Here is a 14672-nt window from a genome sequence, read left to right as displayed (position 1 = left end):
TTCCATTTTGGCAAATCACGGCAAGCCTTTATCTTTAACTTTTCCTCAAAACGATTTTTCATGAAATCCAAAGAACGCAGAAGTACGCATTGTAACAACTGCGACAGCAAACTAGAAGAGCATTATAATTTTTGCCCTGTTTGTGGCCAATCCAACACCGACAATAATGTCACTTTTTGGGTGTTGATAAGAGAATTTATGGACAACTACTTGGGTATTGAATCAAAAATGGCTCATAGTATTATGCCCTTCCTTTGTAGGCCTGGCAAATTGACCAACCGTTTTCAGGAAGGTAAAATCAAGCATTTCATTCATCCTGTTCGGTTATACCTAGTTCTCAGTGTATTTTACTTTTTTGTGATTTCCTTTTTGCTTGACTTCGACTTAGCAGATTTAGGTAATAACGACTTCACCATACCTGCTACCGCAGACATCACTGATTTGAAAAATGACGAGCGATTACAATCCTTTTCTGACTCATTAAAAATTGCCAGCTTAAGTGATAGTTTGGTGTCTCAATTTCCGGAAGTAAAAGAATTCAACAATCTCTATGATTCTCTGGTTTCTAAATACGGAAAAGCCGATATAAACTCTCTGAATGTGAAAATCAACCTTTTTGAGCTTGCTAAAAAAGATGACGAACCATTTTTCGATAGAGTTCATCGATATGCCAGAGACAAACGACTTACCGATGATCAATTTTTGGATTCTTTAACTCAAGGTGGCAATTGGGAAATTGGCTTATTCAATGAAGGCGGTAGCGAACAAGAACATTTAAAAAGTCAGATTAGAAGAGTTTTCGAAGACGAAAAAGGCTTTCGAGGTTTCGTTCTTGGAAACTTACCTTTAATGATGTTCTTATTGATTCCTCTTTTCGCGGCAATTTTGAAGTTGATTTATGTGAGAAGAGAACACCTGTACATTAAACACATTGTGCATGCTTTACACATTCATTCCTTTGCTTATTTAGTATATGGTTTGGGACTGCTGATTATGTTCAAACTGATTACAGAAAGTAATTTCCCGTCATGGAACATTGAATTGGCAAGAATTCTAATAGGTGTCGCTTTCTTTGTTGGGGTAAGTACCTATGTTTATATATCATTTTTGAATGTATACAAACAAGGTTGGTTCAAAACCTTGATCAAATTCAATATTGTTGGATTCATTTATAGCATTTTGCTACAGATGTTCTTCTATACTGAATTAGCAATAAGCTTCTGGTACTTTTAATGAATTGCTTTTAGCGCTTTCAAATTTGCCTCAATAATCCTATCGGCCAATTCTTCCGTAATGGCTTCTGAAATGAATAATGATTCGAACTGAGAAGGCGCCAAATAGATACCTTGATTAAGCATTTCTCTGAAATACTTACCAAATAAAGCTGTGTCACAAGTTTTGGCCGATTCGAAATCAACTACTTCTTGATCTGTAAAGAAAAAACTCACCATAGATCCGATTCTATTCATCGTGTAATTCAAACCCAGTTCGTCAAGATTTTCCTGAAAACCAGCCTCAATTCTCTCCGTTATGGAAGCCAACTTATTATATAAGTCAGGTTTCGCACAAATTTGCTTCAGCATAGCCAAACCAGCCGCCATTGCAACAGGATTACCAGAAAGTGTTCCTGCCTGATAAACAGGTCCCATTGGAGACACAAAATCCATGATTTCTTGTTTACCGCCATAAGCACCTACAGGCATTCCTCCGCCAATGATCTTGCCTAGCGTGGTTAAATCTGGCTGAATTCCATAATGACCTTGCGCTCCAGCTTTAGACAAGCGAAAACCAGTCATTACTTCATCAAATATCAAAACTACACCATGCTGATCACACAGTGTTCTTAAACCTTCTAAATAACCTTCTTTCGGAAGAATACAGCCCATATTACCCGCAACAGGCTCAATGATTAAAGCAGCAACCTGATCGCCAGCTTCGGCTAACAAATCTTCTACTTTTTGTAGATCATTATAGGGCAAAGTAATGGTATCGGCAGCGGTGCCTTTGGTTACACCTGGACTATCTGGGTCGCCCATCGTCATTGCTCCTGAACCTGCGGCTATCAAAAATGAATCGCCATGACCATGGTAGCAACCTTCAAATTTGATGATCTTATCTCGGCCAGTATAACCTCTAGCCAAGCGAATAGCCGACATGGTTGCCTCCGTTCCCGAATTCACCATTCTCACCTTTTCCACAGACGGAACCATCTCGCAAATCAGGTTTGCCACTTCTACTTCAATGCCTGTTGGTGCTCCAAAAGACAAAGAATTCTTTATAGCTTCAGATACCGCCTTTTCAATTCCCTCATTTCCGTGGCCCAAAATCATTGGCCCCCAAGAGTTAATCAGCTCGATATATGCATTATCATCTTCATCGTACATGAATGCACCCTTCGCCTTTTTGATGAAGAGAGGATTTCCTCCTACAGCTTTAAAAGCCCTTACAGGGGAGTTTACACCACCTGGAATATGTTTTTTAGCTTGATCAAAAAGATTTTGACTGCGTTCAGTATTGAGCATGATTGTAATTAATTATCTGAAATTCGAATTTTAGAATCGGTCATTTTTAGGATTGGGATAAACCGATTATCGTTGGTAAAGCGGTAGTTAAACCCATCGGTGAGTTCACCTTCTTCTTTACCTTTTGACTTTAAAGCCAACTGAAAATACTTGCCATATTTATGGAGCAAACGCCCATAAGTAACCATAATATCATAACCCGTATAAACCCCAGCCAAACGTTCTTCCCTTCTTGGAGAGGAAGCGTATTTAGCTAAGAAACGTTCTCTAAACTCTTGAACACTGGGCTTATCATAATCTATCCAATTGGAACCCGTGAAAACCGCATCCACCCTTTCCAACTGTTCAAATAGAATGGACTGTTCAGCGGTCAACCAACGAGAAGAACCGATGTAATAAATGGTATCAGGTCTGGCATCTATGCCACTAATAGCACTCGCTGAAAGAGTTGGCACATCAGAAGCCACAAAAATATGACCTATGCTATCGGTCAATATTCCGAGTACTTTTTCTTTGAAGTCGGTATCTTCGTAGATTTTCCAATCTTCAACACCAGCTTCTAAAAGAGAATCCATTTCATCGATCATTCCAACAACAATGGCAGAATCCTTATCGATTTCAACTTCTTCAACTAGCATCTGCTGAATTCTAACCGATTCATTTGGCCTCACCATCTCATAAATTACTACTTCGAAAGAATCCTTTTGAATCAGTTTTCTATATAATTCTGCTCGCACTCTATCCAACTCAGAAGAATAGAATATGGCTGCTTTCTTATTTTTAGTGAAGTGCTTTTTAGTATACTCGGCAGCGCTGATTGCCAAAGACTCGTTACTTGGATAATAAAGGAAAGCGAAAGGATTATCGATAAGAATTTCGCTATTAGAAGAAATAGGATTCAGCATATTCACCTTATTCTCCTTGGCATATTTGGCAACTTCAGAAGTTGGCCCGGCATAAACAGGTCCAACAATAAAGTCCAAACCTTTCAACTTTTGATCTTCCAGAATCTGTTTTGTTACCGCAGCATTCACTTTGGTATCGAAACTCATTAGGTTGATATTAATACCTTCCTCAGCCAACTTTTCGACTCCCAACTCCATGCCTTCCAAAAACTTGATAGGCCAATCGTTCATCACCCTAACTAAACTGGCTGAATCATTTTGGTATTGAAATGGAAAGAAAAGACCAACATTGTATACATCCTTTTTTGGAGAAAACTCGATACCCGCTAAGTCTGGCTCGGGAAAAACTTCATAGTCTGCAATTAATTGCTGAATCAAAGCATGATTTTGATATGCCACTGGGACTTTTAAAAGTTCAGTCAAAAGTCTTTTTGCTACGAGCGTATCTTCTTGCTCCAAAAGCAAATCTTTAAGCTCTACCGTATCAGCAACAGATGCCAAATAAGACTTCTTCAAATCAACAATGTCATTTGTAAATGATTGATCATTGATTCCCTTTAAAACATCAAAACCATCGGAAGCTAAACCTTCTTCAAAATTGATTTTAGCAATCCAAAAATCGAGTTCTTCCTTAATCTGCCAGTCAGGATATTTGGTTTTTATGGTTTCAAATACCCTTTTAGCCTCTCTTGCATCGCCTGATTTAAATGCACTGACACCATAATAGAAGTTAGCAAAACGAACCAAATCGTTGTCTTCGTTCAAAGACATTATTGGCTTGAATTGCCCCATGGCTAGAGCATATTGCTCATTATCAAACAAGGATTTAGCCTTATTAAATTCGGTTTTGGTGCCTTGCCCTAAGGCCGACACAGAAAAAATCACCAGACAAAACAGGCTAAAAACTGCTCGGTTTATTAATGTCATATTTGTTATTCCCATTCAATGGTGGCTGGGGGTTTAGAGCTGATATCATAAACTACCCTGTTCACACCTTTTACCTGGTTTATAATTTGGTTAGAAACATCTTGTAAAAACTCGTATGGCAAGTTGCACCAGTCCGCTGTCATTCCATCTACGCTGGTTACGGCTCTCAAAGCAACAACTTTCTCATAAGTTCGCTCATCGCCCATAACGCCCACAGACTGAATTGGCAATAACATGGCTCCTGCCTGCCAAACATCATCATAAAGACCGTTAGCCTTTAATCCATTAATGAAAATAGCATCTACTTCTTGAAGAATGGCTACTTTCTCGGCTGTGACATCCCCTAAAATCCTTATACCAAGTCCTGGCCCAGGGAAAGGATGACGTCCCAAAATACTTTGATCAATACCCAAGGTTTTTCCAACAGTTCTAACCTCATCTTTGAAAAGTGTATTCAAAGGCTCAACAACTTTTAGGTTCATCTTCTCAGGCAAACCTCCAACGTTGTGGTGCGATTTTATTGTTGCTGAAGGTCCCTTAACTGAAACAGATTCAATCACATCAGGATAAATTGTTCCTTGCCCTAACCATTTCACATCAGAAATTTTATGAGCTTCTTGATCGAACACTTCAATAAAGACTTTTCCAATGGCTTTTCTCTTTCCTTCAGGATCGGTTATGCCTTCTAAAGCCTTGTAGAATTGATCTTTTGCATCAACACCTTTAACGTTCAGCCCCATACATTTGTATGATTCTAAAACTGCTTCGAATTCATTTTTTCTAAGCAATCCGTTATCTACAAAAATACAGTGAAGATTTTCTCCAATTGCTTTGTGGATCAAAACCGCTGCTACGGAAGAATCTACCCCGCCTGAAAGGCCAAGAACCACTTTATCGGTCCCTAATTTACCTTGCAGTTCAGCTACAGTAGCTTCTACAAAAACATCAGGAGTCCAATCTTGAGCACAGCCACAGATATGAACTACGAAGTTTCTCAAAAGTTCTTTCCCTTCGGTAGAATGTGTTACCTCTGGGTGAAACTGAATTCCGTAAGTTTTTTCGTTTTTAACTTTATATGCCGCAACTCTTACACTTGGTGTGCTAGCAATTACCTCAAAGTTTTCTGGCAAAGAAGAAATGGTATCTCCGTGCGACATCCAAACTTGAGAATCGATACTTATTTCTTTTAGTAAATCGAAATGTCCATCTACATGGCTCAATTTTGCTCTTCCGTATTCTCTAATTTCCGAAGGAAGAACATTTCCCCCATATTTCTGAGCCATAAGTTGGGCGCCATAACAAACCCCCAGCACAGGAACCTTTCCTCTAAATTGATCCAAATCTAAATCAGGAGACCCCTCATCTCTAACCGAGCAAGGACTACCCGAAAGGATGATCCCTTTAATATCGTCAGTGATTTCAGGAAGGTGATTATAAGGGTGGATTTCGCAGTAGACATTTAGCTCTCTAACCCTACGCGCAATTAGTTGCGTGTACTGAGAACCGAAATCCAGAATAAGTATCTGTTCAGCCATGCGCAAAAATAATATTAGAGTCGAGTAATCACTAATATTTGGTAAGTAATTATGTACTTTAAAGCTAAGAAGCCTTAATGGTAAAGCCTTGTAAATATCTGAATATAAGCATGTAATACTCACACCTCGAATTCAGAACATTATTTGGAATATATAAATATTTAAAATATTATTCCGAATATGTAACTATTTCGGAATATAATTCGTAAAAACTATCATAACAACAAAACAATGGCAGGCTATTCTAGCACACCTTTAATAAAGAAACTTGGCATAAAAGAAGGGGATAAAATATTAACCTTCAATACACCAAGTAATTATTGGCAGTTGCTAGAAAACTTACCGCAGAATGTTGAAAACAAAGCACCTGATGAACAAGATGAAGTCGACTTCATCCATTTCTTCGCCCTATCCGAGGAGCAAATCAAGAAAGAAATATCAGGTTTAAAGTCTCGATTAAAAAAAGATGGAATGCTATGGATTTCTTGGCCCAAGAAAGCATCCAAAGTTTCAACTGACCTAAACGACATGGCGGTTAGAAACGCGGGACTGGAAACTGGACTTGTTGATGTCAAAGTATGTGCAGTTGACGAGATCTGGTCAGGACTTAAATTTGTCTTCAGAAAAGAGGACAGATAGTCCTCCACCTCTAAACCCCATTTTCCTTCATTAAATCTTTAGAAAAAACATTGGGCTATGCCCTAAAAGAAAAACTATGTATAACCATAAACTCAAACAACTATGACAATTTTTGGAGTAATTTTAATTTTAATTGGTTTATTCACCTTTATACTCAGGCCACAACTATCTGAAGAAGATAAATTTGAGCCGAGCTTGGGAGGCCAACCCTTAAAGGTAAAATCGAAAGCTCCTCCATGGCTATTAATGTTTACCAGAAGGGTTTCATTAGCCGTAGTAGGATCAGGCATAATGCTCATTCTGCTGCCTTACTTATTCTTTTGGGCAGAACCAGGTTATCAATATTTCATTGTTTACCCTAATGGAAAGAAAGATGCCATTATGACTGAAGGGATAAAATTTCGCGGATTCGCACAAATCACCCCTTGGCAAAAGTTCATTGACGTTAAAGTGGTGGACGAAGGAGAAGATTCAGATGAAATCGAAGGAAGAATGGACCCCATTCCCATCCGGTTCATCGACCAAGTTACAGCCACAACAAAGCTATCAACTAGGTTTCAACTTCCTGCTGACAAGGAGTTGTTTATTGAAATGGCAATTGAGTTCCGTTCTTTACAAAACCTTGTACAAAACACCTTAATCCCAACAGTGAGAGAGGTGGTTTCTAACACAGGTTATATGTTTGCGGCTCAAGATTACATCTCTGGTTCCGCTTCGGACTTTAGAGTGGCCATTGATGAGCAACTGAAAGACGGAACTTTCAGTGTGGTAAAAACTGAATATCGTGACACAGTTATCACTGCTATTGAGCAAGACAGTCGCGAGATTAAGGAAATACAAACTCGCTACGAGGTAAACAAAAGAGTTGATGACAATGGGCAATTCATTAGAATTCCACACGACATTAATGAAAACAAAATCATTGTAGCACAGGTGATCGTAGACGATGTATCACTAGAGCAAGTATTTAAGCAAAGATTGGAAGCCCAGAGAGATGAATCTGCCAAAAGACAACTAGAGCAGCAAAAAATCAAAACGGCTAAAGATGCACAGGCAAGAATTATCGCAGAAGGTGAAAGAGACAAAGCTGCTGAGCGAGTAACTCAGGAGAAAGAGCAAGTGAAAGCTTTAATTTCAATTGAAACTAAGCTTAAGCAAGAGGAAACCAACAAGAAATTGGCTCTGATTGCACTAGACACTGAAAAACTGAAAGCTGAAGCTCAAAAAGTTAAAGCAGACGCAGAATCTTACCAGAATGCTAAACTTGTTTCCGCAGGACTTACTCCTCAACAAAGAGCTGAAATTGAGAAAGAAACTGCCATTGGAGTAGCAAAAGAGCTGGCTAAAATCAAATTCCCTAACACCATGATTATGGGTGGTGATTCAAAAGGAGGAACTCCATTAGAGTCATTGATTGGAGCGGCCATGGCAAAACAGCTAACTACGACAGACGGAAGAGGTAACTAACAAAAAAGAGGAGCGAATTCGCTCCTCTTTTCATTTATACTTATTGTAATCAGTCCTTTATTTCACTAACGTAGATTCTGTAGTTGATGTAAAAAGTATTCCAATCCCAACTATTTAAACCAACATTATACCCTAAAGACAACTCCCCTCCTTTCAGCATTCTTTTAATATTTGTTCTAAAGAATATTGGATCGTCTCTGTGATTTTGATAACCATCATATTGAGTTACATCGGTTGAAAAATGCCAACCTGGCCTAAAATACTCTAAGCCCATCCCATATAGCGGAGCATCATTTTGCCGTTCAGTAGCTCCATTAATTAAATGATTCACATTGGTCTGATAGGTGTAAAAACCCATCATGACTTTAGCCAAAAACCTGGTTTTTTCAGTTTCAAAAAACGACCTACTAAAGTGTCCTTCCCAATAAAACATTCCCGCATCAGTATACCGAGCATTTGCAATATTACCACCAGTTGTGGTTTTAGAATGGGCTCTTATGGTGAAGTTGAAAGGAAGCACTCCACCTTTTTCATCAAATATTTTGTACACCACCCCAAATGCAATATCACCTGTTGTTTTCCCCTTTCCACTTAGCCCCATCATTCTACGTTCATCCCTTGTTTCGGGCGTAACATCCCAATATTCAAAAGGAATACTGTTTACATAAAAAAATGAGCGATCCTTTTTTATCGGTAAATAGAATTGAAGAAAAGCATTCGATGTTCTATCTCCATGCCCCGCATGACTTTCCCACCTTACATCAAAAGAAATATGATTATCGATAATTCCGTTGCCCAATTCAGGCATTCTGAGCGCATTAGGCCCCATATAACCTGGGCTAATGGAAATGTAATCAAGCCGATCGGGCCCAGCAGCTGCTGGGTAATTATGGAGTTGATCCCACCAATCTAAACTTTGTGAAGAAACATTTATGCAAAACACTCCGAGTAAGAGCGAAAGAAAAAACCTCATAGTAGTAATTGAATCACCATTCAACGTCAAATCCGATTTTCCAGTTCATCACTAGCAAAAGAAGCTGCTAATGTAAAACACAGATCAACAAACCTCTTCATTTTTTTCTCCAAATGGCATTGAGACACCAACATCTTCAGTAATAAAGCATATCGATAAATATTTTTATCTTTCATAAGCAACCCTATTTCAATAAGGCTGTCTTTAGAGCAAGGATTACAAATTTGGAAACCAAGTACCAAAATCTTCATCAACAGGTTATAGACGGATGCATGCAGGGCGACCGCAATGCACAACATCAGCTTTATAAGCTATATGCCAAAGCGATGTACAACGTGTGCCTTCGCGTAACTAATAATGAGATGGAAGCTGAAGATGTTTTACAAGAGTCCTTTTTGAGTGCCTTCAAAAACATCCATAGCTATAAAGGAACGGCTTCTTTTGGCAGTTGGCTTAAGCGAATCACCTTGAATAACGCTATCAACTTGGTTAAAAAAAGGCGGTTAGACATCCAATCCGTAGAAGATTATGGCGAATTGGACGAACAGTTTGATGAGGCCAACGATAATGAATATGCATATGACGTTCAAAAAGTAAAAAGCGCCATATCCATTCTACCAGAAGGTTATAGACTGGTGTTGACTTTATATTTGATTGAAGGGTACGACCACAAGGAAATAGCTGAAATTTTAGAAATCACTGAATCTACTTCAAAATCTCAATTCAATAGATCTAAAAAGAAGCTTAAACAGATTTTAAAAGAGCAATTTCAAAATGCAGGATAATTTAGAAAAATTCATCAGAGAGAATAGAGAGCAATTTGACACTGCTGAACCAAACGATAAGATTTGGAACAACATTGAAGAAGATCTTAATCGCCAGATCCCAAAAGAGATTAAGCAACACAACAATTGGTACTGGAAAATTGCCGTTGCCATTCTTCTAATTGCTGTGGGCTACTTGAGTTACGACAAATTCAACACTCCAGAGCCTACCGAAAACCTCTCACTTGTTGAAGAATTCGAAGAGCTTGAAAGCTTTTACACTTCCATGATTGCCGAAAAGAAACTTGAGCTTTCTGAAGAAATGAGTGAAGAAGATTTCTTCAATTACTTGGAAGCTGACATCCAATCTTTGGATGACTTATATAAAGAGTTGAAAATTACTTTTGAAGAAAATCAGGAAACTCCACAAGTGAAAAGCGCATTGGTGCATTTACTGCGACAAAAGCTTCATTTGATTAACAAGCAACTTGACATTTTGGAAAGCATGAAAAACCCAGAGGTTGACAGAACTGAGGAAGGCCTTAGCTCACTTTAAAAAGGCTTAGCTCTACTTCATTAGAATCAAGAACTGCTCCTTTTTCACATTTCAGAACACGCTTTGGATAGTTTTTAATGAGATTATAATCGTGAGTAGCCATTAAAATAGCCGTTCCGCTTTTGTTAATCTCCATAAAAGTCTGGAAAATTCCATCAGAAACTTCGGGGTCTAAATTTCCTGTGGGCTCATCTGCAACCAACAGAACAGGGTCATTAATTAACGCTCTGGCAATTACAACTCGCTGCTGTTCACCTCCAGAAAGTTGATGAGGCATTTTATTCGCCACAACACCTAGGCCGACACGCATTAGAACTTCAGCTAATTTACTCTTCATTTTAGCCTTGTTCTTCCAGCCTGTAGCCTTCATTACAAAGTAGATGTTCTCAGCTACACTTCGATCGGGAAATAACTGAAAATCTTGAAAAACTATGCCCAATTTCCTTCTCAAATGAGGCACATCTTTACGCTTCATTTGCTCTACATCGTAGCCAGCAATTCGGATTTTCCCGAGCCTCAAAGGCAAATCGGCATACAATGTTTTTAATAGAGAACTTTTCCCACTTCCCGTTCTTCCAACCAAATAAACAAACTCACCTTTGTTGATACTCAGGTTAATATTGTTCAAAACGGTTTTATCGTCTTGAAAAATGGTCGCATCATCAATGCGCACTATAGGTTCTCCAGAAAAAGACATAATTTAAATCTCCAGCTTTTGAAGTTTTCCGAAAGGCAATCCATTGATCACTTCTTGAAGTGCATCTTCTTTTCCTTCCAGACCGTACTTCTCTAACTTTTTCAACGGTCGGTCGGCACGAAAGTATGCGATGAGCACAAAATTCTCGTCCCTTAACTGAATATAATCAGGGATTTTCGCCTTCCCTTTTACTTTGATGATATACATATTCCATGGAAACTTCGGGCTTTTTGAATAACCCGAAGTTGGAACTAAAGTTTTATCCATTCGCTTTTGCGTGATCGGCCAAGAACTGAGCAAGTCCTTTGTCAGTTAATGGATGATTCACCAAGCTGGTAATTACTTTCAATGGGCAGGTAACCACATCAGCACCGATTTCAGCACACTGTAAAAGGTGCATGGTATGACGAACAGAAGCAGCTAGTACTTCAGTAGCATAGCCATAGTTATCATAAATTTGAACGATTTGCTCGATCAACTCAAGGCCATCGTATCCAATATCGTCAAGTCTGCCAATAAAAGGAGAAACATAAGATGCTCCAGCCTTAGCCGCCAACAATGCTTGCCCAGCAGAAAACACTAAAGTACAATTGGTTCTAATTCCTTCTTCTGTAAAAGTTTTAATCGCCTTAATGCCATCTTTGATCATAGGCACTTTTACCACGATTTTGTCATCGATTTTAGCCAATTCTCTACCTTCTTTAAGCATTTCTTCATACTCGGTAGCAATTACTTCGGCACTCACATTGTCATCTACTATATCGCAAATGGCTTTGTAGTGGGCTATTACATTATCATGGCCAGAAATACCTTCTTTCGCCATTAACGATGGATTTGTTGTTACTCCATCCAATACGCCCAAATCATAGGCTTCTCTGATTTCATCGAGATTCGCGGTGTCAATAAAAAACTTCATCTGGTTTATTTTATTTGATTAACAATGCCATACAAAGCTAATGGTTTTGTTTGCTCTACGGCCTTTTCTGAAGAAGTTTTCTTAGCCGAACCACATTTGAATGGAAGATCATCAATACAATAACGAAAACGTGTTCAGTTCAAACTTTCTAACTTTTTCACTAAAGCAAAAGCTTCACCCTGAAGAGGCAAATAGCCATATTCGTAACAGAAGAAATAAGTTACTCCGGCCTTTGTTGTGTAGGTAGAAGTATGATAATCAAAATCGAACCCTTTCTCCAATAGTTTAGCACGCGAGGTTTTAGATTTACCAGAAGGATTCAGTTCCTCCAAAACCCTGCGGTTTCTTCTTAAAATATTATGAACGTTTCTTACATAATTATTCGCATCGCTATTCTGCCTATTATTGAAAGTATTTCTGCATTGGTCGCAACAGAATTTCTTATCGATTCTGCCATAAATAGCATCTCCGCATTCTAAACATTGTCTTTCTTCCATAATATTTCAGGAAATTCAATTTCAATAACCTACTGAAATAAAGACAGATATCCAATTACAAACGGATATTAACCGACAACAAACGTTTTTCAACCGACTTCCTCATAAAGACAGACCTTACTTTGCCCTTGTCAATCTGACAACCTCAACACACTTGAGTAATTCACTTTATAAAAACTTTAATCATGAGAAATTTAAGAAACAGCGTACAATTAATGGGAAGACTAGGACAAGACCCAGAAGTAAGAAATTTGAGCTCAGGAAAGAAATTGACTACGTTTTCTTTAGCAACTACAAACGCCTACCGTAATGCAAATGGCGACAAAATAGAAGAAACTCAATGGCACAATATTGTTGCTTGGGGCAAAACAGGAGAAATAGCCGCTGAATACTTAAAGAAAGGTACTGAAGTATGTGTAGAAGGAAAATTAATTCACCGCTCTTACGAAAATGGCGCTGGTGAAAAAAGATATGTTACCGAAGTTAACCTAAATGAGTTGGTAATGATTGGAAGCAAAAAATAAAATATGCTTACAACTATCAACCGAAGAATGCGCTGAATACAAACTGTGCATTCTTTTCTTTTTTATTAAGCCCCAACTAAAGAGATCAAAGCGTGATAGCTCATGAATACTGTTAAAGTCACTACTACGAAGCGAACAAGTTGTGATCTCTGTGACTTGCTTTTTTTGTTTGTTTTTGATTTTCCGAATCCCATGTCTGTAAATTTTATATGCCAGACATATTCCAAAATCCAGACCATAGCGTTTAAACGCCAAAAACGGCCTTTTTATCGTGCCTAAAATCCCAAAATGGGAAACGAGCTATTCTTTGGGAATCATCATAGATTTTAGGCTTTGTTTTTCAGCTCTTCAAAAACCGCAAAAACAGCTATCAATACACTCGCTCCGATACACCCCCAAGCCATCGAACCCGTACTGCCCTTGAACGAGAGTTGATAAAGGCCTGCCCCAAGGCCTCCACCCACAAAAGGCCCCACTATAGGCACCCAAGCGTAGCCCCAATTAGAACTTCCCTTTCCCTTTATGGGCAATAAAAAGTGTGTAAACCGCGGCCCGAAATCTCGTGCCGGATTAATCGCATATCCCGTACTTCCACCTTGTGCCATTCCAATCACTACAATAAGCCCGCCTACCACTAATGGATTAAGCCCTTCGGTGAATTGATTCGCTCCAATGGTCAACAAACCAAAAATCAAGACCATTGTACCTAAAATTTCGCTAAGCAAGTTTGAGCTCTTGCGATCGATTGCACCCGAGGTGCAAAAAACGCCAAGCTTAGTCGCTTGATCTTCCGTTTTACCCCAGTGAGGCAGGTACTGCAACCAAGTAAGTGTAGCTCCCGCCATTGCCCCCAGAACTTGAGCTAGAATATAACCGGGAACCAAATTCCATTCGAAATCGCCAGCAATGGCCAGAGATAAAGTTACAGCAGGATTTATATGTGCTCCGCTAATTTCGCCTACAGCATAAATCCCAAAAGTAACGGCTAGCCCCCATCCTAAAGTGGTGACAATCCAACCTGCGCCTTTTGCAAATGAATAATTAAGATTTAGAGCGGCATTAATTCCATTCCCCAAAAACATCAGAACGGCCGTGCCAATAAATTCGGCTAGATAAACAGACATAAGTGATAAAAGTAAGGGAAGTAATAATAACGAAAGGGGAGGAAATAAAAAAAGGCATCGGGATGTCGCACCGCTACAACCGCCTACCCTTGCTCTGTTCCCAGCCTGGGGGAGTTCAGCAGGAGCTGGTCGCATCCCTTTGCCGGGCGCAAAGGTAGTAAGAAAGTCTTAATTCACACAAGAAGAACTAAAAATTCATACCTAACACCACAATTCCAAACGATTTCCATTGATAATCAAACGATTACTTCACTAGCCCCATTTGTTTGTTCAACACAAAAAATGACCTATTCCACAAATACGATAATTCTAACCCATATAAATCCCCAGATTTCGGTATTTCTTCCACTATAAAAGTTAACTTGTTTTGGGGACACACTTCAACAGCTTAATGAGTAACCTGGTATCATTTTTCTAAATCTTTATTAACCTTTAAAATTTAAGCTATGTTAAAGCGACCAATCAACAAACTTTTACCAAATCGCAGTGCAGTTGCCTACAATGTTTCTATGGTTTTTCGTAAGCCCGACACTGACCCAACTGACCCTGATGAGGAAGAAGATCCTGATCCAGTTATCGAAGAAGATCCCATTATTGAACCTCCTTCACTAAGTTAATTACCACAC

Annotated in this window: 16 protein-coding genes and 1 other RNA gene; 7 read left to right on the top strand and 10 right to left on the bottom strand. The window is 38.9% G+C overall.

The window, feature by feature from the left end; genetic code table 11:
* Window positions 1–60 precede the first annotated feature (60 nt).
* Window positions 61–1233: a DUF3667 domain-containing protein gene (locus ACXACJ_RS01965; RefSeq protein ID WP_475132583.1), complete on the top strand. Its 1173-nt coding sequence runs from the start codon at window positions 61–63 to the stop codon at window positions 1231–1233.
* On the opposite strand, the gene hemL is transcribed toward ACXACJ_RS01965, so the two are convergent.
* Genes hemL through guaA form a run of 3 tightly spaced genes read right to left on the bottom strand, consistent with a single transcriptional unit; the run spans window position 1230 to window position 5889 of the window.
* Window positions 1230–2522, bottom strand: coding sequence for a glutamate-1-semialdehyde 2,1-aminomutase (gene hemL, locus ACXACJ_RS01960; RefSeq protein WP_475132582.1), 1293 nt, complete (start codon window positions 2520–2522; stop codon window positions 1230–1232). The two genes, ACXACJ_RS01965 and hemL, sit on opposite strands and share 4 nt — an antisense overlap.
* A gap of 8 nt (window positions 2523–2530) precedes the next feature.
* A complete protein-coding gene (locus tag ACXACJ_RS01955; RefSeq protein WP_475132581.1) occupies window positions 2531–4369 on the bottom strand; it encodes an ABC transporter substrate-binding protein in 1839 nt (612 codons plus the stop codon).
* On the bottom strand, window positions 4360–5889 hold the full coding sequence (gene guaA / locus ACXACJ_RS01950) for a glutamine-hydrolyzing GMP synthase (protein WP_475132580.1): 1530 nt from the start codon (window positions 5887–5889) through the stop codon (window positions 4360–4362). The genes ACXACJ_RS01955 and guaA overlap by 10 nt, the downstream gene beginning before the upstream one ends.
* Window positions 5890–6120: 231 nt before the next feature.
* Between guaA and ACXACJ_RS01945 the strand changes: the two genes are divergently transcribed.
* Window positions 6121–6528, top strand: coding sequence for a DUF3052 domain-containing protein (locus ACXACJ_RS01945; protein WP_475132579.1), 408 nt, complete (start codon window positions 6121–6123; stop codon window positions 6526–6528).
* A 102-nt stretch (window positions 6529–6630) separates the two neighbouring features.
* Entirely contained in the window at window positions 6631–7995 is a 1365-nt protein-coding gene (locus tag ACXACJ_RS01940; RefSeq protein ID WP_475132578.1) for an SPFH domain-containing protein, read from the top strand.
* A gap of 49 nt (window positions 7996–8044) precedes the next feature.
* Here the strand turns inward: ACXACJ_RS01940 and ACXACJ_RS01935 are convergent, their stop codons facing one another.
* Window positions 8045–8968, bottom strand: coding sequence for a hypothetical protein (locus ACXACJ_RS01935; protein ID WP_475132577.1), 924 nt, complete (start codon window positions 8966–8968; stop codon window positions 8045–8047).
* Between the two features lie 224 nt (window positions 8969–9192).
* On the opposite strand from ACXACJ_RS01935, the gene ACXACJ_RS01930 reads away from it, so the two are divergent.
* Together ACXACJ_RS01930 and ACXACJ_RS01925 are read left to right on the top strand one after the other, a co-directional pair.
* Window positions 9193–9753 carry an RNA polymerase sigma factor gene (locus ACXACJ_RS01930; RefSeq protein WP_475132576.1) on the top strand — a complete coding sequence of 187 codons (561 nt, stop codon included), beginning with the start codon at window positions 9193–9195 and terminating at the stop codon, window positions 9751–9753.
* Window positions 9743–10288 (top strand): hypothetical protein, encoded by a 546-nt coding sequence (locus ACXACJ_RS01925; protein ID WP_475132575.1) that lies wholly within the window; start codon window positions 9743–9745, stop codon window positions 10286–10288. The genes ACXACJ_RS01930 and ACXACJ_RS01925 overlap by 11 nt, the downstream gene beginning before the upstream one ends.
* Here ACXACJ_RS01925 and ACXACJ_RS01920 read toward each other — a convergent pair.
* From ACXACJ_RS01920 to ACXACJ_RS01905, 4 genes are all read right to left on the bottom strand, one after another.
* The gene (locus ACXACJ_RS01920) at window positions 10275–10985 is read right to left on the bottom strand and encodes a cell division ATP-binding protein FtsE (protein ID WP_475132574.1); all 711 of its coding nucleotides are present in this window, start codon (window positions 10983–10985) and stop codon (window positions 10275–10277) included. The two genes, ACXACJ_RS01925 and ACXACJ_RS01920, sit on opposite strands and share 14 nt — an antisense overlap.
* A 3-nt stretch (window positions 10986–10988) precedes the next feature.
* Window positions 10989–11192, bottom strand: a complete 204-nt coding sequence (locus tag ACXACJ_RS01915) for a fructose-6-phosphate aldolase (RefSeq protein ID WP_475135063.1) — start codon at window positions 11190–11192, stop codon at window positions 10989–10991.
* Window positions 11193–11244: 52 nt separating this feature from the next.
* Window positions 11245–11901: a fructose-6-phosphate aldolase gene (gene fsa, locus ACXACJ_RS01910; protein WP_475132573.1), complete on the bottom strand. Its 657-nt coding sequence runs from the start codon at window positions 11899–11901 to the stop codon at window positions 11245–11247.
* A gap of 134 nt (window positions 11902–12035) precedes the next feature.
* On the bottom strand, window positions 12036–12398 hold the full coding sequence (locus ACXACJ_RS01905) for a hypothetical protein (RefSeq protein ID WP_475132572.1): 363 nt from the start codon (window positions 12396–12398) through the stop codon (window positions 12036–12038).
* Between the two features lie 185 nt (window positions 12399–12583).
* Here ACXACJ_RS01905 and ACXACJ_RS01900 point away from each other — a divergent pair, with 185 nt between their 5' ends.
* Entirely contained in the window at window positions 12584–12922 is a 339-nt protein-coding gene (locus ACXACJ_RS01900) for a single-stranded DNA-binding protein (RefSeq protein ID WP_475132571.1), read from the top strand.
* A 326-nt stretch (window positions 12923–13248) separates the two neighbouring features.
* On the opposite strand, the gene ACXACJ_RS01895 is transcribed toward ACXACJ_RS01900, so the two are convergent.
* Window positions 13249–14046 carry an MIP/aquaporin family protein gene (locus ACXACJ_RS01895; protein ID WP_475132570.1) on the bottom strand — a complete coding sequence of 266 codons (798 nt, stop codon included), beginning with the start codon at window positions 14044–14046 and terminating at the stop codon, window positions 13249–13251.
* A 48-nt stretch (window positions 14047–14094) separates the two neighbouring features.
* Window positions 14095–14192, bottom strand: an RNA gene (gene ffs / locus ACXACJ_RS01890) — signal recognition particle sRNA small type.
* Between the two features lie 300 nt (window positions 14193–14492).
* On the opposite strand from ffs, the gene ACXACJ_RS01885 reads away from it, so the two are divergent.
* The gene (locus ACXACJ_RS01885; RefSeq protein WP_475132569.1) at window positions 14493–14663 is read left to right on the top strand and encodes a hypothetical protein; all 171 of its coding nucleotides are present in this window, start codon (window positions 14493–14495) and stop codon (window positions 14661–14663) included.
* The last annotated feature ends 9 nt before the right edge of the window (window positions 14664–14672 follow it).

The sequence above is a fragment of the Roseivirga sp. AWQ4_251 genome (assembly GCF_056158225.1).
This window is presented reverse-complemented; position numbering and strand designations above follow the sequence as displayed.

Excerpts from the sequence above, each read along its gene's own strand:
- ACXACJ_RS01920 (WP_475132574.1), bottom strand. The coding sequence starts at position 10,985 with ATGTCTTTTTCTGGAGAACCTATAGTGCGCATTGATGATGCGACCATT.
- ACXACJ_RS01900 (WP_475132571.1), top strand. The coding sequence starts at position 12,584 with ATGAGAAATTTAAGAAACAGCGTACAATTAATGGGAAGACTAGGACAA.
- ACXACJ_RS01905 (WP_475132572.1), bottom strand. The coding sequence starts at position 12,398 with ATGGAAGAAAGACAATGTTTAGAATGCGGAGATGCTATTTATGGCAGA.
- hemL (WP_475132582.1), bottom strand. The coding sequence starts at position 2,522 with ATGCTCAATACTGAACGCAGTCAAAATCTTTTTGATCAAGCTAAAAAA.
- ACXACJ_RS01885 (WP_475132569.1), top strand. The coding sequence starts at position 14,493 with ATGTTAAAGCGACCAATCAACAAACTTTTACCAAATCGCAGTGCAGTT.
- ACXACJ_RS01965 (WP_475132583.1), top strand. The coding sequence starts at position 61 with ATGAAATCCAAAGAACGCAGAAGTACGCATTGTAACAACTGCGACAGC.
- ACXACJ_RS01955 (WP_475132581.1), bottom strand. The coding sequence starts at position 4,369 with ATGGGAATAACAAATATGACATTAATAAACCGAGCAGTTTTTAGCCTG.
- fsa (WP_475132573.1), bottom strand. The coding sequence starts at position 11,901 with ATGAAGTTTTTTATTGACACCGCGAATCTCGATGAAATCAGAGAAGCC.
- guaA (WP_475132580.1), bottom strand. The coding sequence starts at position 5,889 with ATGGCTGAACAGATACTTATTCTGGATTTCGGTTCTCAGTACACGCAA.
- ACXACJ_RS01940 (WP_475132578.1), top strand. The coding sequence starts at position 6,631 with ATGACAATTTTTGGAGTAATTTTAATTTTAATTGGTTTATTCACCTTT.
- ACXACJ_RS01935 (WP_475132577.1), bottom strand. The coding sequence starts at position 8,968 with ATGAGGTTTTTTCTTTCGCTCTTACTCGGAGTGTTTTGCATAAATGTT.
- ACXACJ_RS01945 (WP_475132579.1), top strand. The coding sequence starts at position 6,121 with ATGGCAGGCTATTCTAGCACACCTTTAATAAAGAAACTTGGCATAAAA.
- ACXACJ_RS01915 (WP_475135063.1), bottom strand. The coding sequence starts at position 11,192 with ATGTATATCATCAAAGTAAAAGGGAAGGCGAAAATCCCTGATTATATT.
- ACXACJ_RS01925 (WP_475132575.1), top strand. The coding sequence starts at position 9,743 with ATGCAGGATAATTTAGAAAAATTCATCAGAGAGAATAGAGAGCAATTT.
- ACXACJ_RS01895 (WP_475132570.1), bottom strand. The coding sequence starts at position 14,046 with ATGTCTGTTTATCTAGCCGAATTTATTGGCACGGCCGTTCTGATGTTT.